We start from the raw sequence: 25,182 nt of genomic DNA, 5'->3' as shown, positions 1-25,182 counted from the left end.
ACAAGGGGACATAGGTATGGCATTTATCGTTGGAATTGATGGGGGTGGCACGAAAACAGCTGTCACCATTACGCATGACCAGGAAGACGCTTTATTCACCTTTACTGTAGGGCCTATTAATTATAACGGTGGTGATACTGATGCTATTGCCGCCTCCTTTGAGGAAGTTTTTAGTCAAACGAAGCTCTACTGCGGTAATTTACAAGAAGTTGCTCATATATGTATAGGTGCGGCAGGAGTAAGTAATCCGCTGGTCATCAATTTTTTGGAGCAGCATGTGAGAAATAACGGTTATATCGGGCCATTAACGATTACTGGCGATCAAGAAACCGCATTATACGGGGCACAGAATGCAATGCAAGGCATCATTCTCATTGCTGGTACAGGATCGATTTGCTTTGGGGTCAATGAAAAAGGAGAGCGGCATCGCACAGGAGGCTTTGGTCATCTGATTGATGACGAGGGAAGCGGTTATAGCATTGGGCGCGATCTATTATCCGTATTAGTTCAAGTGGAGGACGGAAGAATAACCGATACGGTCATCCCAGCGATGGTGTATGAGCAGCTTGGATTAAGCACTGTGAAAGAGATTATTGGCTTTGTTTATGATAAAAATACGACGAAAAAAGATATTGCGCAGCTCGCACCGATTATGACGATCGCATACGAGAAGGGCGATGCACATGCAATAGCGTTAGCGGAGAAATGTGCAGCCAATCTATATGAGCTTGTTGTGCCTGTTATTGAACGGCTTAAGCTATATGAAAGTCCGATTGCGATTGCAGGAAGTGTGCTGCAAAAGTCTCGCTTTGTGAAAGAAGCCCTGGAGCGAAAACTTGCACAGAGCTACCCGCAAACAAAGCTGATTTTGCCGATTAAGGATGCAGCCTACGGTGCTGTCCTGTTAGGAAGATCAAAAATGAACAACGACTAGTTTTTGTCGCTATGGAAAAATAAGGGTGTGTCATAAGTCCGAGCAGTTGGACTTGCGACACACCCTTATTTTAAAATGGTAGGAATCAAAAATGGCTTAAAATTTATCGGTCAAATAAAAAACGGCTTGTTGTTTCGGAAATAGAGCTTGAAGGATGTTAGCGTGCTCAGTACTGTCCTTTGCTGCGCCTGCTTCATTATAGCCGAACATGATATAAGTCATTAGCTCGCGTTCATCTACTTCTATTGAAGTATAGGGATTGGTATGATTACTAGCATCGGAAACAGAAAGCCGCTTTTGCTTATAATCCAAGTAGATACAGTCCTCATTGCTGCGAAGTGCAATATGCAGCTCCTGGTCTGCAATGATGTTGCTACGGTTTAGGCGATCTTCTAATTCAGGCTGAAGCTTATGGAAAGTTGAACTGAGATTGATCATTTTCCACATCGCCATATTGATTTGAATTGAATTTGCTTGATGCTGTTGGTAATAGGAATATAGCTTATGGTCCTCTGGGAGCATCGCTAATATTTGCTTTGCATTTTGGCGCAGCTGACATAAGGCATGAAACAAAGCTTCAACGCCGTTTTCGGCTTCGTTCAAATACAATAATTCATTAATAAATACTTGTTCAGTATCTTTCTTTTCAATGATGCCATAAGCGACGATTTTTCCATTTCTGCGAAGGAGCAAGCAGTCAACTTTCTTCCATTCCGGCCAGGTCAATAAATCATTCCAATACGTTCTACTTCGGATCACGGTGTAGGTACGATTCTTATTGAATTGTTCATAGATGAAACGGATATCATCGAGATAACAGGCTTCAAAAGGGATGATTTCATCACTGTTTTGCTGCTGCTCCAAACTTGCTGGTTTTTCAATTGCGAAAGCAGTCTCCGGAATAAGTCTCCAGCCAGCCTTTTCATAAAACGCATGCTTGCTAGCCAAAAGCAAGCTTATATCATAATCGGTTTCTTTCATATAGTTGGTCTGCGCATGAAGAATTTTGTGTGCAAGCCCCAGCCCGCGGTAATTTAGATCTGTACCGACACTCCCCATTGCACCCGTTTTCAAGATCGCTTGACCGACTCTAATATGAAACGGAAAAATTTGTACATTGGATGCAATCTTACCGTCTACCATCGCAAACCAGGTTGTATCTGGATCATATGTGGTGTCGAGGTCTAATCTTTCTTGGAAAAAAGCTCGGCCTACGGAAAAGCATTCATCTAAAATATCGTAAATCTTTTCAAGCTGCTCTCTAGTTGGATGGTTCATTACGATGATGTTTGGTGTCGTCGTCATCTTTCATTTCCTCCTGCGCCGTAATGTTGGGATAAATTTAATAAATGAAAAAAATGTTTTTTGAAATTTAATTTCTTACATATAGTTTAATATTGAAAAAAAAATTCGTCAATAATGGAACGTGTGGAATCATAGATAAACCGTTCAAGAACTTTTTGTGAAAAATCGGAAATATTTTCATACCAATGATTCCTGCATTTGTTGGAGCGGGTTTAATTGCGGGGAAGTTTGATTTCGCAAATTGAGCTAGACTTAAATGAATTGCCAGAATCAGAGAAAAAAGTAGCGGAGTACATTCTTGCAAATGCTAAAGAAGTGCTGCATATGACCATACATGATTTAGCAACGAAAGCGGAGGCAAGCAGTGCGGCGGTTGTTCGTTTTTGCAGGTCGCTAGGAATAGGTGATTTCCCTGCACTGAAAATCCGATTATCAGCGGAAGTAGAAAATACGCCGTATGTTGGCTATTTTGATGTTGAATCGAATGAAACGGTGCATTCTATCATTGATAGTGGATGAAATGAAGCGTCCGATTTATCGAGCGATTGTAGAGAAATATCTTAATGGAACAAACCTGAGCAAGTACTATTTTAATCATGGAAGGACTTATTTATACTCTGACGCAGTAATCCACACCATTGCAGATACGCGGCGAGTCCTTTACCTTCACAGAATTTCAAACAGATGTACTTGCCATAATTCAGTTGTCAGATGAGTAGCACTGCGTAGCAAAAAAACTGGATAAATTGTTAATTTGACCCCTATAGTCACTAAAATCTATTATAATAAAATTTATGTTCAAGTCGATTACCTATCCTAAGTTAATAGGATAATCATACGCAAAAAGGCATAGTGATGAATCGCCTATGCTATAAGGGTTACAGAGTTTTCAAATACACACTTATGTATAAGAGGAGGCGAATGATATGACGATAATGCCTGTTATAGTAATGATCTTAGTATTTGTACCTGCCATTGTACTCATGGTAAGCATGCCTTATTTAACAAGAGAGACGATTAGTTTTGGGGTCACCGTCAGCCCTGTACAATTCCATAGTGAGCCTCTGCGCCAGATGCGGAAGTCATATGCTAGGATTAGTGCTACCTTACATACCATCCTATTCATTGTTTGTATCCTCTGTCTAATATACGGTGATGAACATTCCAAGCAACCATGTTGGATCATTGTCACTTATTCACTCGCCATGGTCGTAATCTCCCTAGTCATAAACATTAGCTATCATTTCAAAATGAAAAGTTTACTACCTATGCTGCCTATTGCTCTGGAACCATCGATCATGGCAGTGGACACTGGATTTCGGAAAAGAAACATTGGCTTGTCTAATAAATGGTTCCTCATTCATGTTTTAATTATTGTTGTTACTATTGTAAATGTGCTACGCAACTACGATCAGATTCCTGATCAGATTCCGATCCATTACAACAGCAGTTGGAACGTAGACGGCTATGCGGCTAAATCTTATAGTTCTGTGTTTATGCCTACGATCATGCAAGTGTTCATAACACTTTTGTTCATATTTGAGAATTGGAGTATTCGCAGAGTAAAGCAGCAGGTTCAACCCAATGATCCTAACCGTTCCATCAGACAAGACGCAACTTACCGCCGTACTTGGTCATATTTTATGCTTACAGCAAGCTTCTTAATAGTTATCCTGTTTTCTGTTGTGCAACTAAACATGATATCTCTGCTTAACATGAGTTTCGCTATCCCTATTATCCTAATCATAATAGCCCTTATCATCCTATACGCCTTGGCCTTAACGTTCTGGGCTGGTCAGGGCGAAAGCCGCTTGGAGCGATCTGCCGATAGCTCCAATGCCAGACCTGTCCATGATGATGATAAATGGCTATTAGGTATGATTTATTTCAATCGCAAAGATCCAAACCTAATCGTCAAGAAAAGGCTCGGAGTCGGCTGGGGATTAAATTTCGGTCACCCAGTAAGCTGGCTGTTCTGGCTCGGAATTATTGTACTGTTAGTTGTGGTGCGGTAACAAGGCTTGGAGGTTAATACTCGCCGGAGTATTGGCGAAGTTAGAGTTTCGAAACAGAATATTTACCGAGAAAAACGCCTAAAGGGCGTTTTTTATTATCTTTAAGGTTCTTAGTAATATCTTTTTTGAATTAAATCGCATATTAAAGAGTATTTCTCGTATTAATAACCCTTTGTTACAATCAGATTGTTATCTAAAGGAGGGTATAAAATGAACTATCGCAAATTAGGAACGAGTGGCTTACATCTAAGTGAAATTGCTTATGGTAATTGGATTACACATGGTGCTCAAGTGGACAATGATACTGCCCATGCTTGTGTTCGCGCTGCATTGGATGTAGGGATCACAACATTTGATACTGCGGATGTATATTCCGATACGAAAGCTGAGATGGTGCTGGGTCAAGCATTAAAAGGAGTGCACAGAGCTGATATCGAATTGTGTACCAAGGTGTGCCATCCCACAGGGACGGGACGTAACGCAAGAGGTCTGTCTCGCAAGCATATTATGGAGGCGTGCCATGCTTCGCTGAACAGATTACAGACGGATTATATTGATATCTATTATGCGCATCGCTTTGACGCAACAGTATCCCTTGAAGAGACCTTTTTGGCCTTTTCGGATCTGGTGCGTCAAGGTAAGGTTCTCTATGTCGGGATAAGTGAGTGGACGGCGGATCAGATAGCAGAAGGTGCTATTTTGGCGAGGGAATTGAAGGTGCCATTGGTGGCTAGTCAACCTCAATATTCGATGTTATGGCGTGTGATGGAGACGGAGGTGGTTCAAGCTTGTGAGCGGGAAGGGATTGGACAGGTGGTCTGGTCACCGCTTGCTCAAGGGATTCTTTCAGGTAAATATATGCCAGGGCAACCATTGCCAGAGGGTTCTCGTGCTTCAACCGCTGCGGGCTCACCATTTATGAATAAATTGGCGGGTCAGTGGCTTCGGACTGAGGTGCTTGCGGCGGTCTCGAATCTCTCTTCCATCGCCAGTGAAGTTGGGTTGACGCTTCCACAGTTGGCTATAGCATGGGTGTTGCAAAATCCACAAGTCTCCTCTGCAATTATTGGGGCATCCAAGCCTGAGCAGGTTATAGAAAATGCCAAAGCTGCAGGAGTTCGTCTGGATAGGGAAGTGATGTTGGAAATCGATAGGGTGCTAGAAGGACTCATTGAACGTGATCCTAGAAAAACGGGCTGAATATTATATTATTCACCATTAATAGCTTCTGAACTCATTTGTCCTATGATCTCTAGTAACGCGGATAAGGAGGCACGTTCGCAATCGGTTCTCCAAGCGGCATAAAGGGGAATCGATGGTGTGCTTTCTTCAAAGGGACGAAATGCGATACCTTCACGCTGGAAAATAGCAACTGAAGAGGGCACAATGGAAACTCCAAGATTTGCAGCTACCAAATTTACAATGGTGTACATCTGAATAGCTTCCTGTACAACATTCGGATACATGTCGTGTTGGGCGCAGAAGCTCATAATGAGGTCATGAAAAGGAGCTCCTAAATGACGTGGGAACGATATAAACGGCTCTAAAGCTAAAGAGCGAATGGATAACACCGGTAATTGAGCTAGGTGATGCTGTTCTGGCAAAACGGCAATAAGCGATTCATTGACTAAGGGACGATGGTCGATATGCTTACCCGACTCTGTATAACGTACAAATCCAATGTGAATCGTTCCTTCATGTAAAGCCTGCCACTGCTGAGCAGACGTCATCTCATGTAATGAGAGTTGTACTTGTGGATAACGTTCCCGAAACATTTTTAACATATTAACCAATACTCCACCAGCTGCAGAATCTATAAATCCAATGTTCAAATGTCCGATAATTCCTTGATCGACTAATTGTGTTGTTTTAATAGAGCGTTCCAGTTGAGATAAAATGGATTTAGCTTCCTCTAGAAATACCGCCCCCGCTGGCGTTAGACGAACTTGTCTTTTGTTCCGTTCTAATAGTTTCACACCAATCTCATTCTCCAGAGCTTGAATTTGCTGGCTTAAGGGAGGCTGCGTCATATTCAGCTTCTCTGCTGCACGGTTAAAATGCAGTTCCTCTGCTACTGCGATAAAGTATTGTAACTTTTTTATGTCCATACTGTTCAATCTCCCTTGAAATGTTTCTCCAAGCAAGTATAAGGATCTTTAAAGAAAAATGAAAGGAATGACATGTCCTCTGAGGTGTTTTATTCGAGTGCCAAATGCGCTAGACTTGGAATGGGTACCCAGAACAATGATGTACTGTTTGATTGGTCAAAGGGGGAGAACGACGATGATAAGAGGATTAACAACAGCAGGTTTGGGTGAGATTAGTTCCAATGAAGAATACATCAGACTTGCGAGCCAATTCGGGTTTAGGTCCATAGACGTCAATCCATTAGAGTTGGTACAGCAGCATGGCAAGGGTGGGGCAGTTCAATTGTTGGAAAGTCATGGCGTCATGCTAGGATCTTTTGGTTTAGAGGTAGATTGGCGCACGACAGAGGATAGCTTTAGGGAGAGCCTGAAATCGCTTACCCAGATGGCTGAGGCCGCTGCTGACTTAAAGTGCACCACATGCTGCACATATATTTTACCTTCGACAGATCTTCCGGTCGCACCGTTTATGATTGCAGCCACTAGACGTTTAAGACTATGTGCAGAAATATTAGGCGCTTATGGTATTTCGCTAGCCTTAGAGTTCGTTGGCCCTCATCACTTACGTACACAATGGGCAAATCCGCTGATCTGGACGATGCAAGATACGTTGAACTGGATGGACACCATTCAAGTGAGAAATATCGGCTTGTTGCTGGATTCCTATCATTGGCATACAAATGGATTAACAAGCGAGGATCTGCTGAAATTACAACCGCATCAAATCGCGTATGTCCATATCAATGATGCTAAACCTCTGCCCATAGAAGAATTGCTTGATTTTGATCGATTGTATCCAGGGGAAGGGGCTATTGATCTAACAGGCTTCCTGGGAAGCCTTACAAAGATCGGGTATACCGGCGTTATCGCCCAAGAAGTGCTGGCACCAGCCTCCGCACACAGTTCATCTGAATTATTTTCCCGTTCCAAAGCAGGTTTCGATAAAGTATTCTCATTGCTAGAAATCTAAACACATCGAACCCTACATTAGAAGAAGCGTTAAGGAAGGAATCAACTATCTGCTCTATGGGATAGTTGATTTTTTTCCTCTAAACATAGGATTACATACGTCTATAGGCCTCTTAATATAGTATAATCATACTGTATTGCTCAAAGTTGAAGATAGGGATATAGCACTATTAAATACTATTTGCGAATGAGGAGTCTATGAGAACTTCGGAGAATAAAATTAAGTTAAGTCATATGTTGTACATAGTAGTATTCATCTGCCTGCTGATTGCAATACGCTGGAGCTGGTACAATCATTTTACTCTGTCTAATCCTCCTGTAGTGGAGCAAGGTGTGCTCGATTTGCGGGGAGTAGACCTTGAATCACTAAGCTCCTTTCCACTGGATGGAGAATGGGAGTTTTATCCTGAACAATGGGTGAATGCCGCCAATATGGATCGTATTTTAAAAGGTCGGATGCTTCAGGTGCCGGGTAATTGGAGTACCGCATTTAATCCTTCAGAGCAAAAGAAGGCATATGGATACGGAACTTATCATTTGCGGATTCTGCTAGATCGCCCCTTGTCTGAGCCGCTTAGCTTTTGGTTCCAATCCATCTATACTTCTTCTGAAGTGGAGATTAATGGAACAATTCTCTCACGGTTTGGAGTGTTATCTGACGAGAAGGAAGAGCATGTTTATGTGACGAAAGCATTCTTAATCAGTTATACACCTACAGATCAGAAGCATCTGGATCTATTTGTCCGGACGTCAAACTATGAGTCTCCACTAAAAGGGGGCATAATTCGGTCCGTGGAGTTTGGCATTCAACATGAAGTAGACACTATATACTGGAATTCCATTGGCTTGCAGCTAGTCGTAGGGGTCATGCTTCTTCTACATGGGTTGTATTTATTGATTATCTATCTGATGGATGTACGAAAAACAGAGCTGATTATTTTTTTCCTAATGATGGTCGCTGCGGCTGTATCCATTGGGGTTGAACATAATGGACTAATGTTCCGGTTTCTTCATGTTGATTTTGCCTGGATGTTGAGGTTAAAGGTTCTTTCGTATATAGGGTTTTGTCTGTTCCTTTTATTGATGGGAAGAGAACTATTGGGGAATCGACGGAAAGGCAAGGCGTTTTATAGTTACATCCTGTCAGTTCTCATTTTTACTTTATTTATTATTGTAGGTCCTGAAGAGGCAGTGTTATATATCATCGGAAAAGGGTATTACATGATCCTGTATTACGTTCCAGTGTGTTGGACGGTATATTATTTTTGGAAGATGGTATCCTTACGAGCTGAAGGTGCTCTATTTTTATTGTTTTCAGTGTTAGCAGTACTAAATAATATGTTGTGGGGGGCTGTCTACTATGCCGGTAGCTCACAATTTATGTTTTATCCCGTAGATTTAATAGCTGCCCTTGCCGCATTTTCCGCTTATTGGTTTAGGAGATATTTTCATCAATCCCATCAAAATGTGTTACTGAACGCTCAATTGGCGGAATCCAATAAATTAAAGGACCGTTTTCTAGCCAATACATCACATGAGCTGCGCACTCCACTGCATGGGATTATGAATATTGCCCAAAGTGTGTTAACAAGAAAAAAACATGTGCTGGATGAAGAGAGCCAGCGTGACATGGAATTGCTAATTATGGTCAGTCGCCGGATGTCGCTTATGCTGAATGACTTGCTTGATGTTGTGCGATTGCAGGATAAGCGGATTGTGATGAATATAAAGGTCTTGCAAGTGAGGTCATTGGCTGAAGGTGTACTGGATATGTTACGCTTCTTAACCGGTGGGACGAAGGTAGAGCTTCGAATGTCTATAGATGAGAAACTGCCTCGTGTTTATGCGGATGAGGAGCGATTGGTGCAGATTCTGATTAATTTAGTTCATAACGCACTAAAGTACACCGAACAGGGAAGTGTTGAACTGGCCGCAGAACAAGTGGGTGGGGATGTATGGATACATGTTACGGACACAGGAGTAGGTATGGATGAAGCTTTGAAAAAGCGTGTTTTTATGCGCTATGAACAAGGGGCTTACGGTCAAGGCGGCATTGGGCTGGGACTTAGCATCTGTAAGGAGCTGGTCGAACTGCATGGCAGTGAATTATTGCTGCAATCGCAGCCGGGTCAGGGAAGTAAGTTCAGCTTCAAATTACCTGTAGCCAAAGGGAGCCTGCAGTCATCTATTCCAGATGTTCATACAGAAAAAGATTCGGATCCATTGTCACCATTCAGCACGTGGATAACTGCTGAGAAATCAGCTATGGTGGCTGCCACCTATAATACAAAGGAAGTAGAGGCACTCTCGAAGCTCGATACAGACGCTGACATCATACATGTGCTGGCGGTTGATGATGATTCGGTCAATTTAAAAGTTCTGCAAAATATTTTATCAGATGGAGCTTATCGGATTGATACAACGACTTCAGCCCGTGAGGCGCTGGATATGTTGCATCATGAGCAGTTTGATTTGGTTATCGCTGATGTGATGATGCCTGGCATGTCTGGTTATGAATTGACAAGATTGATACGCGAGCGGTTTACGATGTATGAACTTCCTATTATTCTATTGACCGCCCGCAGTGAACAGGAGGATGTCTACGCAGGTTTCTTGGCTGGCGCTAATGACTATGTAACTAAGCCAGTAGATGCCATAGAATTGAAGTATCGTGCTTCGTCGCTCACGTCAATGAAGCAAGCAGTCAATGATCGTTTGAGAATGGAGGCTGCTTATTTACAAGCGCAGATCCATCCACATTTTCTCTTTAATACATTAAATTCGATTATGTCCTTGAGTGATTTTGACACTGTCAAAATGAAAGATCTTTCAGATGCGTTCACTACTTATCTGCGGATCAGCTTTGACTTCTTAAATGCAGGCAAACTTGTTTCGCTGTCGCAAGAGCTGGAGCTGGTCGAGAATTATGTATATATCCAGCAGCAACGTTTTGAGGAGAGGCTGCAAGTTGAATGGGAGGTAGACGCGAATCTCCAGCTTCTAATTCCTCCGCTGACGATTCAGCCACTGGTCGAGAACGCCGTCCGGCATGGGATCTTAAGTCGGGCAAAAGGTGGAACCTTGCGCATTCACATCGAGACACATGCGGAGGCTGTTCATTTTATCATTGCAGATACGGGGATTGGAATGGATGAAGCTCAAGTCAGTAAGTTATTGCAGCCAAAAAGCCTTAAGGATCAAGGAATTGGGCTCCTTAATACAGATCGGAGATTAACACAATTATATGGACAAGGCTTGAAGATTCAAAGTATTCCTGGGGTGGGAACTACAGTGTCTTTCATTATTCCTGATTAGGATGGTTGTAAAACCATCCTTTTCTGTCCAGCTGTAATTGAGTGGATGTGATTTGGATGATCAATTCTTCCACGGCGGATAAGGTTGCAATTATACAGACAATGGTTGTCCAAATGGTGTGGGTACTATGGGAAAGCCATAAAGGAGTTATAAATAAGAGGAGCCCGGTGAGTTTATTACCGTAGGTATGGATGCTTGCGTAAGTTTTGAATTTCCGGAGGGCGATCCCTATCGATGTTATGCGGATGACCGCGATCAAGAAGATCCATAAGATAAATTCGAGTGTAAGACCCAGAAACGGATACAAAGTAAATAAGCAGATCCCGATTAGTATCGTGTCGGCAGCAGAATCCAGCTTTGCTCCGAGATGACTTGTTGTGCCTGATTTTCGGGCAATTGGACCATCTATCAGATCGGTGACTCCGCAAAGGATATAAATTACAAGAAAGGCCGAACTTAGGGGCTCGAAGAATAACAGCATGATTGCCAAAATAATTCTGCCAAGTGTAATACAATTAGGTATAACTTTCAACTTCAATCCCACCTTTGTTCATGACCTCATTTAATTTTATTGTACCAGAGGCAGAGTATATGCTATATGCTATATGCTATTTGGAAAAGGATTATAAGATAGTATTGAAGAAGTAGTGAAGTAGAAGTGTAGATTAGGATTCTAGTGGTAATTTAGGAGGGATTTTATGAAGCAGAATACAAATTTAAAGGTACATCCATTAGCTGATATCGAACATCTGAAAATTCACGGCAGAACAACAGGTTTACTTTCTCCACTAACGTTATTTTGGACAGGAAGTGCGGTCGAATTAAATGTTAAAAGTTCTGAGCTATGGCTTGAAGTAGAAGCAGATTATGATGTTTATGAACCTTGGATTAGCATCCTGATCAACTCTGTTCCTGTTAGCAGACAAATGTTAGTAGCAGGCCGGTATTGGATTTGTGTATTTAGAGGCATGAATGAACGTGTTGTGAAAAATGTACGTATTGTAAAAGATGTGCAGGCAATGAGTGGAGACCCTGGCTGCTCTTTGCAGATACATGCGGTGAAGATGGATGGGAAATTTCTGCCGGTTGCGGACAAACCCCACAAGATAGAGTTCATAGGTGACAGTATAACATCCGGTGAAGGAAGTATAGGTGCCAAGGCTGAAGAAGACTGGATTCCAATGTGGTTTAGTGCCATTAACAACTATACTAGCATGACGGCAGATGCTTTAAATGCAGAATATAGAGTTATTTCTCAAAGTGGCTGGGGCGTCCTTACTAGCTGGGATAATAATCCGCACGGTAATATCCCTGATGGTTATGAACAGGTTTGTGGTCTTCTAACTGGAGCAAAAAACGAAGCTTTAGGAGCTTTTCAAGCACATTCTTTTGAATCCTGGCAGCCAGATGTTGTGGTAGTTAATCTAGGAACAAATGATGGGGGCGCTTTTCATTCGCCAGAATGGAAAGATGAGGTAACAGGGGAAAGCCATAAACAACGCTTAAATGAAGACGGGACCTATCATGAGGATGATATACAAGCTTTTGTCGATGCCGCCGAGAAATTTCTGATGAAGCTTAGAAAAAATAATCAACATGCACATCTCGTATGGGCATACGGGATGCTTGGTATCCCTATGATGCCAGCGATCTACCGAGCGGTCGATGCTTATAGCAAGAAAACAGGGGACAAGCAGGTTTCTGTGTTGCAGCTTCCGAATATGACAGATGAGACCATAGGGGCAAGAAGTCATCCGGGAGCAATAGCTCATGAACAAGCGGCAAAAGAGTTGACGGGGTATTTGAAACGGATTCTAGCGGGCGAAAGTTAATGAGGAATTCATAAAAAAACAAGCCGGAGCGAAAGGAACACGCTCCGGCTTGTTTTATTTACTTTAGTCTATTTGGTGGATACAGACTTGAACCATTCGTTAACTTCTTTGGTGATTTGATCCCCACCATTTGCTTTCCAGTTGGAAACAAAGGAGTCAAAGGCATCTACTGGAAGCTTGCCGTAAATGATTTTGTTGAAGGTTTCCATTTCGGATTGACGAAGCAGATTCCATTTCGATACCATCGTTGGTGTCGCAGCGCCAGTGAAATAGTTCTGTCTACGAATGTCTATTTGTGACATAACAACTTTTGCAGCGGCCCAGTTTTCCGGTTTACGGAACTCAGCCATTTGTTTTTCATAAGGAGTTACAGGGGTTTCACCATCAGCAAGTTTAACCAATGTCTTCATGAACAGATCAGGAATACGAGCCGGTCCAGTTAAGAAAGGAAACTCATTGGAGAAGTCTTTAATCTTCTCTTTATCACTAGTAGGCTTTCCATCAATCATGTCCCAATCGTAGCCTTTAGCAAAGCCATATTCAAATTCACTACCAGCTGCAGGATTAGCTAGGTTATCAAGCAAGTAGTTGTAGTATAAGAAAATTGCTTCAGGGTGCTTCGCATCTTTGTTAATCATGATACTAGCGTTTACCCCAGAGTTCTGCCATTTGGTACCGATGAGTCCGTCTGGACCTGCTGGAACCGGATAAGCTTTGATCTTCGCTCCAGGTACATTTTTCATAAGATCGGGAGCCGGCCAGTCTGGAACCCAGTTTGCCCCTGGTAGAATACCTGCAGCACCTTTTGTCCAGCTTTCAGCAGATTTACCTTCATCCCAAAGTGCGGAGTCTGTGTGAATATAACCTTTTTCCATCCATTCACTAAGCTTAGCAAGGGCTTGTTTAGCTCCTGGATTAATGGAACCGTATTCTAGATTGCCGTCGGCATCTTTATTCCATTGTTCCTCAATCGTACCATAAGCACCGAATAACCAGTCGAGTTGGCCCATCCAGGTGTTGGTATTATTTTTCAAAGAAATCGCAAGTGGGAAAACATCTTTAGGTGCTAGACCGTCAGGGTTTTCGTTCTTAAATTTGTCCATGATATTCTCAAGATCGGCGATTGTTTTTGGAGCCTGAAGGTTCAGCTTTTCCATCCAATCTTCACGTAACCAGAGAAGGGTATCGTCATTATCAGTATATTCAAGGATCGGCATATTGTATTTCTTACCGTCTTTTGTGAATGGATACCAAAGTTCTGGGTGTGCTGCAGCATGATCTTTTAGAATTTTATTAGCATATTTGTCGAACAACTCATCAATAGCAATGAACTGACCGGAATCAATCAGTTGATTGGTCAATACTGCATTTGTTGGTACAGAAACGAAGTCAGGCAGCTTTTCGCCAGAAGCAATGGCAAGCTGAAGCTTTTGTCTGTATTGATCGTCATTGGCAGGATACCAAGTATCTTTATGCTTCATACCCAGTGTTTCCAGCATCCAGCGATCGTGAACATTGTTTTCTTTGGTATCGCCTTGAACATATTTCTTCGGCATCAATACCGAACTGAACTCGATGGGTGGATCGTATTTACCTTTTTCAAAAGCAGCATCTGCTTCAGATAAACTAGTCTCAGACGATGTGGTATTGTTTTGTTTGGCGTTTTCATTATTTCCGCCGCCACTGCCACAGGCTGTGAGTGTGATAAGTGCTGTGACCGTTAACAACGACCACATTTTTTTGAACTTGATCATTCTTTAATTCCCCCTACTGTGTATGATCTTTACAAGTGTAACTTTAACAACTAGTCGGGGATGGCATCTATATGAGATTTTTAGTTTCGATAGGACTCTATCATGCTATTTATTATTGTCTCGATATTCCTGCGGTGTTACTCCGAACTGTCGTTTGAATACTTTTATAAAATAAGCAGGGTCCATATAGCCAATCTCCATGCTGATTTCATAGACTTTTTTAGAGGTAGTCTTCAGCTTATGACAGGCGCGATCCATACGCAGGCGCGAGATATAATCGCTTATTCCTTCACCCGTTTCAATCTTATAAATTTTTGATAAATGAGTCGGATGGAGGTTTACATGGTCAGCCAGAACCCGTAATGAAACATCTAAATGCAGGTTTTTGTCTGTGAAATCTTGAATCTTTTTCACATATTCAGATCTGATGTCTTTAATTTCGTTGGACGTTCCTTCTTTCAATTTGCTCAGGATGCTGAGGGACCATTTTCTAAGTTTACCGATGGTAGAGAACGCTTCACCGCTTTGCAACCAACCGAGATCGTCTCCCACTAAGTTAGCTAGAGTATGCCCATTTCGGTGTGCGAGATTCGTGAAGGATGCAGTGATTAAAAAACCGGCCTCCATGCAATGCTCCCACGATTCAGACCATTTCTCATCCAGCTCCGCGCAGACAGCAAGTAGTTTCTCTTCCGCAGCATCCCAATGCCCACTTTCAAGCAGGTGAATTAGTGTCGGCGGGGTGTAAAGGGCATCCAAAGGACCTTGGGTAGTGGAAGGTTCAAATTCGCTGACCCGCATTACGAATTCGCGCTCGTCTCCCACGATCTGCCGGAAATAAGCTGTAGCCTGACGGAAACGGCTCGACACCTTCTCGGGAAACTGGAACCACTCGGTGATTACTATGGACAGGGAACCTTTCAGAAATTGCTTAACCTTATACTGAAGCTGTAAGGAAAGCTTTTCTAGGATGGTTTCTTTGCCGATGTCGGATCCTTTCTCTTTAAGCTGAAGCAGAAACACAAGATATCCATGTTCTTCTTTAACGCCCCAGACCTGCATGAATTCACCCATAATCTCTTCAGCCATATTGATGATGGCATATTCAATTAAGGTTTGATCATTATTGTTATAATGGCTAAATTCTTCTTCCATGCGTACAAGCATCAAAGCGCAATCGCCAGAATGGAAGGGCAAATCATAATTTACGAGCTTCCGTTCCCATTCGCCAGCTTGAAATTGATGACCTTGCAAGGCATCAAGCAGCAGTTGACCACGTAAAAGCGGCAGATTTTCCCGTAGGGTAAACTGGGTTCGTTTAAGCGAACTGATAAGTTCCCATTCTGTGTTCAATTGCTCGATGGCAGTTTTGACTGCACCGATGATTTCATCATCGGTAGGTGGCTTAAGCAAATAATCGACTGCATTATGCTGGAGTGCTTTTTTGGCATAATCGAACTCCGAATGGCCTGATAAAATAATGCATTTAATCTTTTTATCACGTTTTCTTATCCGCTCTATTAATTCAATTCCCGTCATTTCGGGCATTTGGATATCCGAGATCACAATATCAATCGGGTTGGTATCGATAATTTGTAGCGCCTCACGTGCCGAATACGCTTTATGCACCTGTTCAATTCCTAGCGTATGCCAGGGTTTAGTCATGGCAAGATTATCTACCCAGTGCGCTTCATCGTCTACTATAATCATTTGCATGTTGTTATTCTCCTTGATGATTCTTAAATTTAGAATATTCATCCTCAGTAGGGATTTCCCAGATAATCTCTGTTCGGAAACCTCCAAGAGGGGATGGTTTAAAGGTTAGACAGGATTGATTACCGAACAGGTGCATGATCCGCTGATTCGTATTCCAGAGCCCACAGCCCATTTCTTCCTGCAATGGCTCCTGCATTTTACGATTCAAAGCTTCTAACTGCTCCGGATTCAAGCCAGGCCCGTCGTCATCAATATAAATCTTGCAGAAGCCGTTCGAAATCTCACCACTAATGCTAATCTCACCCGATGAATACGATTTGGCCACTCCGTGAATGACTGAGTTCTCCACAATAGGCTGAAGCATTAGACGTGGCACAGACTGGCTTAACATGTTCTCAGGGATTTCGATATGATAATCAATTCTGGCATTGCGCAGCTTTTGAATATCCAAATAGTTGACGAGCAGCTTGATTTCTTCATCCAGTGACGCGGTTTCCCGTTCCATTCGGGTAGTATAACGATAGTAAGCACTTAAATTATAAGCCATTGAGACAACAGCGTCCTCATCCTTCATCTGGGCCATATTGATAATATAACCAAGGCAGTTATAGAGGAAATGCGGATTGATTTGCGCCTGCAGCTGCTTAAGTGTAGCTTCGCGGGCACGGATTTTCTCATTGAACACATTCTCTATCAGGTCTTGAATTTGATGGGACATATCATTAAAGCGATGGAATAGAAACGAAAACTCGTTCCGGCCCTCGTTATGAAGACGTACAGAATAATCTCCACGCTGCACGCGCCGTAAGCCTTTAATTAGCTTTTTGATAGGGTACTGAACATTTCTGTATAGTAATATGGAAGCGGAAATTCCCATAACAAACAGCAAAATCATCGAGATATAGAACAAATCCTGACTGAGCGAAATGGGTTTTAGGATTTGATATAGAGGGACAACATCTATTAAATTCCAATCCAAATAGGAGGACTTCACAGAGCTGACCAGGTAGTTCTTGCCATTGAGTTTGACTACATCCTGCGTAGTGTTCTCAGGTGAGTGTTTATCCAGGTAACGAATGAGTTCTTCAGATAACTGCTTGTCCGCACTGCGATTCAGAATTGGAGAGTTCCCTTTATGATAGAGAAAAGGATCACCTTGCCCACCTTCTTTGTACGTATCCAGCATGTTCTGAATATTCTCATAACTGAAGCTGGCTTCAATCACCAAGTTGCTTCCCGTCAACATCCCCGGCTGAGCTAAGGAATCTGTATAGAACCAGTAGAAGGATTTTAGCTCGTCTTTAGATTCCAAGCTGTGATCACCATACGTCCATTTTCCACTCATATTTCTTTTTAAGTAATCCTCATCATACCCAAATGCTCGATTGTAGTTGGAGATGACATCTTTATTTTGCTGTGAATGTACGGCATATCTGGCAGGCCAAATATCTGCAACCCCGGATTGAAGCACCATCTTTTCCTGAATGACATACCGGGTCTGCATCTGATCATATCGATCCGCCCAAATGTTTAATCCGTTGAAGGCTCTGACATTGGGATCTCTAGAAAGGATAAGGGTGAAGTCCATCATCTGATTAATACGCGAATCAATTTGACTGGACAGAAAAGTGAGCTGCTTCGTATTGGACACCTGCAGCTCTTTGCTTACAACATCGTATGTGACGTTATTTGAAAAGGTATACATGATAATAATGGGGATGAACAAGAGTATGATCAGGCAGTTTATTTTGGCAAACAAACTAAACCGGGATTGTATTAATTCTCTCAGGGATGTAAAGCGCTTCCATATATTCATAAATGTACCCTCCAGATGATGTCCTAATAAAACCATATCAAGCCTAACAATGTTATATAGTCAAACCTGAGAAACGCCTGATACTATTTATAGCAGAGATCCCCATCACACACAAAATATTTTTTTTGGGAACAGGAGAGAGCTATGGAGGCTAATTCAATACAGCAGGTAGGCCTGGAAAATAAACCAAGTATAAAAAGAAAAAGAAAAAAAGGCTATAAACAACCATGGGTGCTCCACTTCATGGTATTACCGGCGGCAATTATGGTTTTTATTTTTTCTTATATCCCCATGTCAGGAATACTCATGGCATTTCAGGATTATAAGCCTGCATTAGGATTTTTTGATTCCGAATGGGTCGGACTTAAGCATTTTAGGTACATGTGGGAGAACGATTATTTCCTGCAAATTACCTGGAATACACTGTTTTTTGCTTGCTCCAAAATTGTTTTGAACCTGATTATTCCTTTTATATTCGCCTTGTTGCTCAATGAGGTAAGGAATATGGGTCTTAAAAGATCTATTCAAACACTCGTCTATCTACCGCATTTCTTGTCTTGGGTTACCCTTTCAGGAATTCTGATCGATATCCTAGCACAAACAGGGATCGTCAATCAGTTTATTTCGTCCGTTTTCGGCATAAAACCGATCTTTTTTCTAGGAGACGGCAACTGGTTCCGATTTACCATCATAGCCAGTGATGTTTGGAAAGAATTTGGTTTCAACACGATCATTTTCCTAGCTGCGCTATCCGGCATTAATCCATCACTTTATGAAGCTGCTGAAGTGGATGGGGCAGGTCGCTGGAAGCAAACGATGTATATTACCATACCAGCACTTATTCCAATTGCTATTGTAATTGCGACCTTGGCACTGGGCAATGTATTGAACGCCAACTTTGACCAGGTATTTAATCTATATAGTCCTTTGATCTATCAACAAGGGGATATCATTGATACCTTTGTGTACAGAGAAGGTCTTCTCAGCGGACAATTCAGCTTTGCGACCGCAGTTAATCTTTTTAAATCGGCAATTAGTTTAATTCTAATCGTTATTTCATACCGACTTGCCTATAGATTTGCAGGGTACAGAATTTTCTAGAAAGGATGACAACAAATGTACCATAAAACCCTTCCATATCGAATATTTAGCATATTCAACAATGTGCTCCTAACTATCCTTTCGGTGCTCTGCTTGCTGCCATTGTATCACTTACTTATGGTATCTCTTAGTGCGTCCGCCCCAGCCAATGCTGGATTGGTCACCTTTTGGCCAATTGGCTTCACTTTGGAGGCCTATGCAAAAACTTTTAACAACACTAATTTTCTTACATCCCTGTGGGTGTCGGTAGAGCGGACGATCCTAGGAACAGCACTTGCACTGGTTGTAAATACGGTTGCAGCCTATGCTCTTTCTAAGGAAACTAGAGTTTTCCGGGCGCGTAATATCTATCTTTGGTATTTTGTCGTAACCATGCTGTTCAGTGGGGGTCTGATTCCGGGGTATATCCTGATTCTAAAGCTCGGGCTGATGAATTCTTTGATGGCACTTATCCTACCTGGATTGGTAGCCGTATTTAACATCATTTTGCTGCTGAACTTCTTCCGTGGTGTACCTAAGGACCTTGAAGAAGCAGCCTTTATTGATGGAGCGGGACATTTTAAGACCTTTTTGAAAATATATTTACCAGTCTCCTTACCAGTCATTGCAACGGTATCCCTATTCATGATGGTGGGTCATTGGAACTCTTATTTTGACGGTATAATCTATATCAGAGATTCGGATAAGCTGCCGCTGGCGACGTTTATGCAGACCATTATCGTTCAGGCAGATATGTCCAAGCTTGATCCGTCAGCTGTAGCTAACTTGTCTCAACGGACCATACGGGCTTCACAGATTTTCATAAGTGCACTACCGATATTGTTGGTTTATCCATTCCTGCAACGTTATTTTGTGACAGGGATCGTAGTCGGCGCTGTAAAAGAATAGTCAAAAAAGAGGGAGTTACTGGACTAGTCCATGTAGCTCCCTTTTTTTGTAGGTATGGCATGCAAAATAGTGCTGATGTTTTCTAATCGCTATCCTTAAGTGCAGTGCATTAAGCGTGGTATTGTGTAAATGATGTTAGTATGAGGGCGGGTCAACTATGAACCTGGCGATAATCTTTGGGTGTCATCTCATAAGCAGATCTGAATTTTTGATAAAAAGAATTCAAATTACTTATCTGAACCTTTTCTGCAATATCTTGAATTGATAACGAGGTATTAACTAAGTAGTAACAAGCTAACTTTAATTTTAAAGAAACTTGAAGCTCTTTGAAATTCTTTCCGGTTTTTTCTTTGATAAGATAAGAAAGATATTTGGGATGGTATCCAAATTGTCTGGCCAAGGACGTTAATGTGCACTGCAGGTATTCCTTTTCAATGTAACGCAGAATATCAACAATTTTGCCTGAAGCATCATTGGATAACTGAATTTTATGATAGACAGAATCATCCTGATAAATGCGCAGCAGCTCTGTAAATATAATCACCAGATAAGAATTGATAATCTCGGATGAATACATCCGTAAATTATAATACTCACAAAGTAGGTCGGCAAACAAACGTTTGATTTTTTGATTTGCTTTTGTACGGAAGATCAAGAAATTATCATGATTTTGGCTATTAGATATTGCGGAAAGAATTAAGTTGGAGACAATGCTTTGGCTAGCTAGTCGGCTTAGGAAGTTGGTTGATAAAAAATTATCACTCATACTTATATTCATCACGATGTCATTCTCACCGATCTTGTTCTTCATACGTATTACGTCTTTATCAAAAATACAAACATCCCCCTCCCTTAAAGTAAGGGTTTTATCATCCACCACATAGGTACATTCCCCTGAATAGATGTAATTCATATTAACATTGGAATGAATGTAAGGAGGCACACTTGTAAAACGGGAATCCTTGCTAATGACGATTCCGGTTTCATTTACACTTAATGGTTTGAGGCGATAGACTTTGTGACCTCTTATATTGACTTGACTCATTTTTTCGTAGATCGAGCTTACTGTATCCGGATGAGTAAGGTATTTTTTTTCACTATCCGTGTATGATTTTAGAAAATGCTCTAATTGGTTATAATCCATATCATTCACCTTACTTTTTGTTATAGTATAGCTTTCTTTATGTTATTGTTACCGCTTCCAAATCGTTCTACAATCTAATTGTAGCATTAGTTATACTTTTTTCACAAATTGAAAAGTGATATTACATCAAGAACAGGGGGAAAGACAATGGATTATAAAGGCGCAGCAAATACCTTAATAGAAGAGGTTGGAGGAAGAGGAAATGTCGACCAGTTAACGCACTGCGCTACAAGATTACGATTCACACTTAAAGATTCAGAAAAAGCAGATCAACAGAAAATTAAGGCGATACCGGGTATCCTCGGGGTTGTTAACAGCGGCGGACAATTTCAGGTGATTGTGGGACAAGATGTGGTTCGAATTTACAATGAGGTCGTTCCCTTACTAAACGAAAATACTTCTGATCACAAAGAGACCAAGAAAGTAGTTTCAGATGTTCCTGAAAAAAAGGAGTCCGTAATTTCGCGATTACTCGGTACGATTTCAGGAATTTTTACTCCCATATTACCTGCAATCACTGGGGCAGCGATGCTCAAAACGCTCCTCATTATTTTAACAATGACCCATATTATGTCCAAAGAAACACAGACATACGCCATACTAAACTTTGTATCGGATGCGGCATTTTATTTCCTGCCTGTTATGCTGGCATTCTCCGCAGCAAACAAATTCAAGATGAATCCAATGATGGCTGTATCATTAGGCGGCGTTCTGTTGCATCCGAGTTTTACAGCTATGGTAGCGGCCAAGGAGCCTGTTCACTTTCTAGGAATGCCTGTATCTTTAGTAGCCTATGGTTCCACCGTTATTCCGATTATTTTAGTGATATGGATAGCTTCTTATGTTGAACGGTTTGCTGATCGGGTAACGCCAAAATCAGTGCGCTTCTTTATGAAACCGTTAATAACGTTACTTGTAATGGCACCTGTTGCATTAATTTTTATAGCCCCGCTGGGTAATATTGTAGGGACTTATGTTGCACTGGGAATCGAATTTTTAAATAACCATCTCTTATGGGGGTTACCTTTGATATTTGGTATCTTCGGCCCGGTATTTATCATGCTGGGCATGCATTACGCAGTTACCATACCCATTGTAATTCAGTCTCTTACATCCTATGGGTTCGATATGATTGGTGCTGGTTTCCTGGTTGCCAACGTTGCACAAGGAGCGGCAGCTTTTGCGGTGGCAAGACAAGTCAAAAATGATCCGGATTTTAAAGTTTTGGCTAACTCTGCAGCTTTCACAGCTCTTTTGGGTGTGACGGAACCTGCGATATACGGAGTTAACCTAAAACTGAAAAAGCCATTTTATGCAGTGATGGTTGCCGGAGGAATTGGTGGATTATTTGTTGGCCTAATGGGAGTAAAAAGATTGGCGCTTGCTCCTACCGGCTTACTGACGTTACCAATTTTTGCGGATCCGAATAATACAATGAATATTATTTACGCAATTATTGGAGCTGCTATCAGTTTTGTTCTGGCCTATGTGTTAACAACCGTACTATTGAAAAAATCAAAAAATTAATAAAAAAGGCTTGAATCATCAAGACTCTGTCTATCTCGATTCAAGCCTTTTTATCATTTGTAGATATTAACCTTACTTTTTGTTATATTCTCTTGATCTTTTGACATTGTTGGAACCCCTCTTACCTTTATATGATTAGAATGAAGGTTCTACTTAGACCTTTTTGAAAAATAGAAAAATGTAAAGAATTGATTGGAGGATAAAAAAATGAAAACAGGATTCCCGGAAAATTTCTTATGGGGCGGAGCTATTTCAGCATCCCAAGCGGACGGAGCTTATAATGTAGGTGGAAAGGGTCTGGATACACAAGACTTACGTTATTTTGACAGTAACTGGACAAAAGAGGAGCGGGACCATAATCGGAACATCAACATGACAGGCGAGCGGTTCAAGCAAGCTTTAACGGACACGAATATGACTCATTACCCTTTTCGCAGGGGAATTGATTTTTACCACAATTATAAAGAGGATTTGAAATTGATGGAAGAACTAGGATTAAAAATTTTTCGGACATCCATCAACTGGGCGCGGATCTTTCCGAATGGTGATGATGCAGAGCCAAATGAGGCAGGTATTCAGTTTTATATAGATTTGTTTGATGAATGCCATAAAAGAGGAATGAAGGTCTTTGCAACGATCCTGCATTATAACATTCCTGTTAATCTGGTTACAAAATACGATGGCTGGAAAAACCGTAAGTTAATCGATTTTTACTTGCGTTACGCTGAGGTATTGTTTAAGAGACTAGGAGAACGGGTAGATTTTTGGTTACCCTTCAATGAGATTAATGCCGGAAAATTCAACCCATATAACGGCGTCTGCTTGATTAAGGATCAGGAAGAAGATTATGAGTCTGCAATCTACCAATGCCTCCATCATCAATTTATAGCTAATGCCCTGACCATTAAGCTGGCGCACGAGATCATTCCAGGCTCTAAAGTAGGCGGTATGATTGCCCGGTTCACAACTTACCCGGCCACGTGTAAGCCTGAAGATGTAATGCAGTCTATTTTAGACGAACAATATGCCAACTACTTCTATACAGATATCATGGCACGAGGCAAGTATCCCGCTTATATGGAACGTTATCTTAATGACAACAACATCAATATCCATAAAGAAGCTGGTGACGACAATGTTCTGCGGGAACACACCGTTGATTTCCTGAGTTTCTCTTACTATATGTCCATGGTGGCGACAACCGATAAAGATTGGGAAAGAACTGGTGGAAATTTGGTAACAGGCAATAAAAATCCGTATCTCAAAGCCAGTGAATGGGGCTGGCAAATCGATCCGGTTGGTCTGCGGGTATCCTTAAACCAAATGTATGATCGTTATCAACTCCCTATCTTCATTGCAGAGAATGGAATAGGTGCTCTTGATGAATGCACTGAAGGCAAGATTCATGATCCTTACCGGATTGACTATCTCAAGGAACATTTTAAACAAATGAAAGAGGCAATTATTGACGGAGTTGAATTGATCGGATATACCATGTGGGGAATTATTGATATTGTTTCCTGTGGCACGATCGAAATGAAAAAACGCTACGGTGTAATTTATGTTGACGGAGATGACCGCGGACAGGGAACGAATCAGCGTTACAAAAAGGACTCTTTTTATTGGTATCAGAATTGTATTCAGACTAACGGAGAGAATTTGGAAGAGCAAGTGAAATGATGAGAATCGGCACAATAGGGACGGGAAGTATTGTTAATACCTTTCTTTCCGCTCTACAAGAAATTGAAGATGCTTCCTGCGTTGCGATGTATTCTCGTAAAGAGAGCACGGCGAGACCGTTTGCTGATAAGTACAACATCCCAAATATATATACAGATTTGAATGAAATGCTGAAGGACCCATCCATTGATTGCATTTATATCGCTTCTCCCAATAGTTATCACTATGAACATGCTTTTAAAGCCCTCTGTTCGAACAAACATGTCATTTGCGAGAAACCTTTTACATCGAACGTACGTGAACTTGAAGACCTAATGGGATTGGCAAAAGAAAAACAGCGGTTGTTATTTGAAGCCATTACTACCATTCACTTACCCAATTACAACTTAGTAAAGGAAAATATAAAGAAGCTTGGGCAAATCAAGTTTATCCAGTGCAGTTACAGCCAATACTCCAGTAGATACAATGATCTACTTAACGGGACAACACCGAATGTATTTAATCCAGCTTTTTCGGGTGGTGCGCTGGCAGATATAAATATTTACAATTTGCATTTTGTGATGAATGCATTTGGATCACCTCTGTCGGTCAATTACACTGCTAACAAGCACATAAACGGGATTGATACCTCTGGCATATTGGTATTAAAGTATGATCATTTCATCGCCCAGTGTGTTGGTTGTAAAGATACAAAAAGTATGAACTTTGTACTTGTACAAGGTGAGCAGGGATATCTCCATGTTGAACATGGGGCAAATGGTTGCCGAAAGATAAGGATTCATATCGATGATCAGCAAGTGGAGCTGAATGCTCAAATAACGGATCATAAAATATACTATGAGCTGATGGCATTTATAAAAATATACAATGAAAATGATCTAAAGGCTTGTTATGAATTATTAGACTATAGCCATTCAGTTATGAAGGTGTTGGATGCAGCAAGAGAAGTGGCGGGAATTGTGTTTGAATCCGATAATAGAGCCTTATTGCAGCGTACCAGTACCTAGGTTCTAATTGTTGAAAATCTAAATATGCGGAG

The 25,182-nt window shown here is 41.4% G+C and carries 19 protein-coding genes; 12 read left to right on the top strand and 7 right to left on the bottom strand.

Features of this window, described 5'->3' with window-relative positions; translation table 11 throughout:
• The first annotated feature begins 16 nt into the window (after positions 1-16).
• Positions 17-934, top strand: coding sequence for an N-acetylglucosamine kinase (locus tag MKZ09_RS21710; protein WP_076201627.1), 918 nt, complete (start codon positions 17-19; stop codon positions 932-934).
• Positions 935-1,030: 96 nt separating this feature from the next.
• Here the strand turns inward: MKZ09_RS21710 and MKZ09_RS21705 are convergent, their stop codons facing one another.
• Positions 1,031-2,239: a GNAT family N-acetyltransferase gene (locus MKZ09_RS21705; protein WP_076201630.1), complete on the bottom strand. Its 1,209-nt coding sequence runs from the start codon at positions 2,237-2,239 to the stop codon at positions 1,031-1,033.
• A gap of 216 nt (positions 2,240-2,455) precedes the next feature.
• On the opposite strand from MKZ09_RS21705, the gene MKZ09_RS21700 reads away from it, so the two are divergent.
• From MKZ09_RS21700 to MKZ09_RS21690, 3 genes are all read left to right on the top strand, one after another.
• A complete protein-coding gene (locus MKZ09_RS21700) occupies positions 2,456-2,758 on the top strand; it encodes a MurR/RpiR family transcriptional regulator (RefSeq protein ID WP_076134440.1) in 303 nt (100 codons plus the stop codon).
• Positions 2,759-3,165: 407 nt separating this feature from the next.
• The gene (locus MKZ09_RS21695; RefSeq protein WP_076201633.1) at positions 3,166-4,254 is read left to right on the top strand and encodes a DUF1648 domain-containing protein; all 1,089 of its coding nucleotides are present in this window, start codon (positions 3,166-3,168) and stop codon (positions 4,252-4,254) included.
• A gap of 210 nt (positions 4,255-4,464) precedes the next feature.
• Complete coding sequence (locus MKZ09_RS21690; RefSeq protein ID WP_076201635.1) at positions 4,465-5,454, top strand: aldo/keto reductase family protein; 990 nt, start codon at positions 4,465-4,467, stop codon at positions 5,452-5,454.
• A gap of 8 nt (positions 5,455-5,462) precedes the next feature.
• Here MKZ09_RS21690 and MKZ09_RS21685 read toward each other — a convergent pair whose 3' ends face one another.
• A complete protein-coding gene (locus MKZ09_RS21685; RefSeq protein WP_076134443.1) occupies positions 5,463-6,362 on the bottom strand; it encodes a LysR family transcriptional regulator in 900 nt (299 codons plus the stop codon).
• A gap of 175 nt (positions 6,363-6,537) precedes the next feature.
• Here MKZ09_RS21685 and MKZ09_RS21680 point away from each other — a divergent pair, with 175 nt between their 5' ends.
• Together MKZ09_RS21680 and MKZ09_RS21675 are read left to right on the top strand one after the other, a co-directional pair.
• The gene (locus MKZ09_RS21680; protein WP_076201638.1) at positions 6,538-7,371 is read left to right on the top strand and encodes a sugar phosphate isomerase/epimerase family protein; all 834 of its coding nucleotides are present in this window, start codon (positions 6,538-6,540) and stop codon (positions 7,369-7,371) included.
• Positions 7,372-7,568: 197 nt separating this feature from the next.
• The gene (locus MKZ09_RS21675) at positions 7,569-10,685 is read left to right on the top strand and encodes an ATP-binding response regulator (RefSeq protein WP_076201640.1); all 3,117 of its coding nucleotides are present in this window, start codon (positions 7,569-7,571) and stop codon (positions 10,683-10,685) included.
• Here MKZ09_RS21675 and MKZ09_RS21670 read toward each other — a convergent pair.
• On the bottom strand, positions 10,672-11,217 hold the full coding sequence (locus MKZ09_RS21670) for a CDP-alcohol phosphatidyltransferase family protein (RefSeq protein WP_076134446.1): 546 nt from the start codon (positions 11,215-11,217) through the stop codon (positions 10,672-10,674). The two genes, MKZ09_RS21675 and MKZ09_RS21670, sit on opposite strands and share 14 nt — an antisense overlap.
• A gap of 166 nt (positions 11,218-11,383) precedes the next feature.
• Between MKZ09_RS21670 and MKZ09_RS21665 the strand changes: the two genes are divergently transcribed.
• A complete protein-coding gene (locus MKZ09_RS21665) occupies positions 11,384-12,517 on the top strand; it encodes an SGNH/GDSL hydrolase family protein (RefSeq protein ID WP_076201643.1) in 1,134 nt (377 codons plus the stop codon).
• A gap of 68 nt (positions 12,518-12,585) precedes the next feature.
• On the opposite strand, the gene MKZ09_RS21660 is transcribed toward MKZ09_RS21665, so the two are convergent.
• The 3 genes from MKZ09_RS21660 to MKZ09_RS21650 all read right to left on the bottom strand — a co-directional run bounded on the left by MKZ09_RS21660 (position 12,586) and on the right by MKZ09_RS21650 (position 17,803).
• Positions 12,586-14,271 (bottom strand): ABC transporter substrate-binding protein, encoded by a 1,686-nt coding sequence (locus MKZ09_RS21660; protein ID WP_076134448.1) that lies wholly within the window; start codon positions 14,269-14,271, stop codon positions 12,586-12,588.
• A 105-nt stretch (positions 14,272-14,376) separates the two neighbouring features.
• On the bottom strand, positions 14,377-15,987 hold the full coding sequence (locus MKZ09_RS21655) for a response regulator transcription factor (protein WP_036688687.1): 1,611 nt from the start codon (positions 15,985-15,987) through the stop codon (positions 14,377-14,379).
• A gap of 4 nt (positions 15,988-15,991) precedes the next feature.
• Positions 15,992-17,803, bottom strand: coding sequence for a sensor histidine kinase (locus MKZ09_RS21650; protein WP_076134449.1), 1,812 nt, complete (start codon positions 17,801-17,803; stop codon positions 15,992-15,994).
• A 144-nt stretch (positions 17,804-17,947) separates the two neighbouring features.
• Here MKZ09_RS21650 and MKZ09_RS21645 point away from each other — a divergent pair, with 144 nt between their 5' ends.
• Together MKZ09_RS21645 and MKZ09_RS21640 are read left to right on the top strand one after the other, a co-directional pair.
• Positions 17,948-18,904, top strand: coding sequence for an ABC transporter permease (locus MKZ09_RS21645; RefSeq protein WP_036688682.1), 957 nt, complete (start codon positions 17,948-17,950; stop codon positions 18,902-18,904).
• 15 nt (positions 18,905-18,919) lie between these two features.
• Positions 18,920-19,792, top strand: a complete 873-nt coding sequence (locus tag MKZ09_RS21640; RefSeq protein WP_036688680.1) for a carbohydrate ABC transporter permease — start codon at positions 18,920-18,922, stop codon at positions 19,790-19,792.
• 151 nt (positions 19,793-19,943) lie between these two features.
• Here the strand turns inward: MKZ09_RS21640 and MKZ09_RS21635 are convergent, their stop codons facing one another.
• The gene (locus tag MKZ09_RS21635; protein WP_076201646.1) at positions 19,944-20,936 is read right to left on the bottom strand and encodes an AraC family transcriptional regulator; all 993 of its coding nucleotides are present in this window, start codon (positions 20,934-20,936) and stop codon (positions 19,944-19,946) included.
• Between the two features lie 147 nt (positions 20,937-21,083).
• On the opposite strand from MKZ09_RS21635, the gene MKZ09_RS21630 reads away from it, so the two are divergent.
• The 3 genes from MKZ09_RS21630 to MKZ09_RS21620 all read left to right on the top strand — a co-directional run bounded on the left by MKZ09_RS21630 (position 21,084) and on the right by MKZ09_RS21620 (position 25,150).
• Entirely contained in the window at positions 21,084-22,463 is a 1,380-nt protein-coding gene (locus MKZ09_RS21630) for a PTS transporter subunit EIIC (RefSeq protein ID WP_076201648.1), read from the top strand.
• A gap of 207 nt (positions 22,464-22,670) precedes the next feature.
• Complete coding sequence (locus MKZ09_RS21625; protein WP_076201651.1) at positions 22,671-24,143, top strand: glycoside hydrolase family 1 protein; 1,473 nt, start codon at positions 22,671-22,673, stop codon at positions 24,141-24,143.
• Positions 24,143-25,150 (top strand): Gfo/Idh/MocA family protein, encoded by a 1,008-nt coding sequence (locus MKZ09_RS21620; protein ID WP_076201850.1) that lies wholly within the window; start codon positions 24,143-24,145, stop codon positions 25,148-25,150. The genes MKZ09_RS21625 and MKZ09_RS21620 overlap by 1 nt, the downstream gene beginning before the upstream one ends.
• The last annotated feature ends 32 nt before the right edge of the window (positions 25,151-25,182 follow it).

The organism is Paenibacillus sp. FSL R5-0908, assembly GCF_038006245.1.
Lineage (GTDB): Bacteria > Bacillota > Bacilli > Paenibacillales > Paenibacillaceae > Paenibacillus_AQ > Paenibacillus_AQ odorifer.
This window is presented reverse-complemented; position numbering and strand designations above follow the sequence as displayed.

Coding starts and splice junctions, on each gene's coding strand:
- MKZ09_RS21710 (WP_076201627.1), top strand. CDS start 17: ATGGCATTTATCGTTGGAATTGATGGGGGTGGCACGAAAACAGCTGTC.
- MKZ09_RS21705 (WP_076201630.1), bottom strand. CDS start 2,239: ATGACGACGACACCAAACATCATCGTAATGAACCATCCAACTAGAGAG.
- MKZ09_RS21695 (WP_076201633.1), top strand. CDS start 3,166: ATGACGATAATGCCTGTTATAGTAATGATCTTAGTATTTGTACCTGCC.
- MKZ09_RS21690 (WP_076201635.1), top strand. CDS start 4,465: ATGAACTATCGCAAATTAGGAACGAGTGGCTTACATCTAAGTGAAATT.
- MKZ09_RS21685 (WP_076134443.1), bottom strand. CDS start 6,362: ATGGACATAAAAAAGTTACAATACTTTATCGCAGTAGCAGAGGAACTG.
- MKZ09_RS21680 (WP_076201638.1), top strand. CDS start 6,538: ATGATAAGAGGATTAACAACAGCAGGTTTGGGTGAGATTAGTTCCAAT.
- MKZ09_RS21675 (WP_076201640.1), top strand. CDS start 7,569: ATGAGAACTTCGGAGAATAAAATTAAGTTAAGTCATATGTTGTACATA.
- MKZ09_RS21665 (WP_076201643.1), top strand. CDS start 11,384: ATGAAGCAGAATACAAATTTAAAGGTACATCCATTAGCTGATATCGAA.
- MKZ09_RS21660 (WP_076134448.1), bottom strand. CDS start 14,271: ATGATCAAGTTCAAAAAAATGTGGTCGTTGTTAACGGTCACAGCACTT.
- MKZ09_RS21655 (WP_036688687.1), bottom strand. CDS start 15,987: ATGCAAATGATTATAGTAGACGATGAAGCGCACTGGGTAGATAATCTT.
- MKZ09_RS21650 (WP_076134449.1), bottom strand. CDS start 17,803: ATGAATATATGGAAGCGCTTTACATCCCTGAGAGAATTAATACAATCC.
- MKZ09_RS21645 (WP_036688682.1), top strand. CDS start 17,948: ATGGAGGCTAATTCAATACAGCAGGTAGGCCTGGAAAATAAACCAAGT.
- MKZ09_RS21640 (WP_036688680.1), top strand. CDS start 18,920: ATGTACCATAAAACCCTTCCATATCGAATATTTAGCATATTCAACAAT.
- MKZ09_RS21635 (WP_076201646.1), bottom strand. CDS start 20,936: ATGGATTATAACCAATTAGAGCATTTTCTAAAATCATACACGGATAGT.
- MKZ09_RS21630 (WP_076201648.1), top strand. CDS start 21,084: ATGGATTATAAAGGCGCAGCAAATACCTTAATAGAAGAGGTTGGAGGA.
- MKZ09_RS21625 (WP_076201651.1), top strand. CDS start 22,671: ATGAAAACAGGATTCCCGGAAAATTTCTTATGGGGCGGAGCTATTTCA.
- MKZ09_RS21620 (WP_076201850.1), top strand. CDS start 24,143: ATGAGAATCGGCACAATAGGGACGGGAAGTATTGTTAATACCTTTCTT.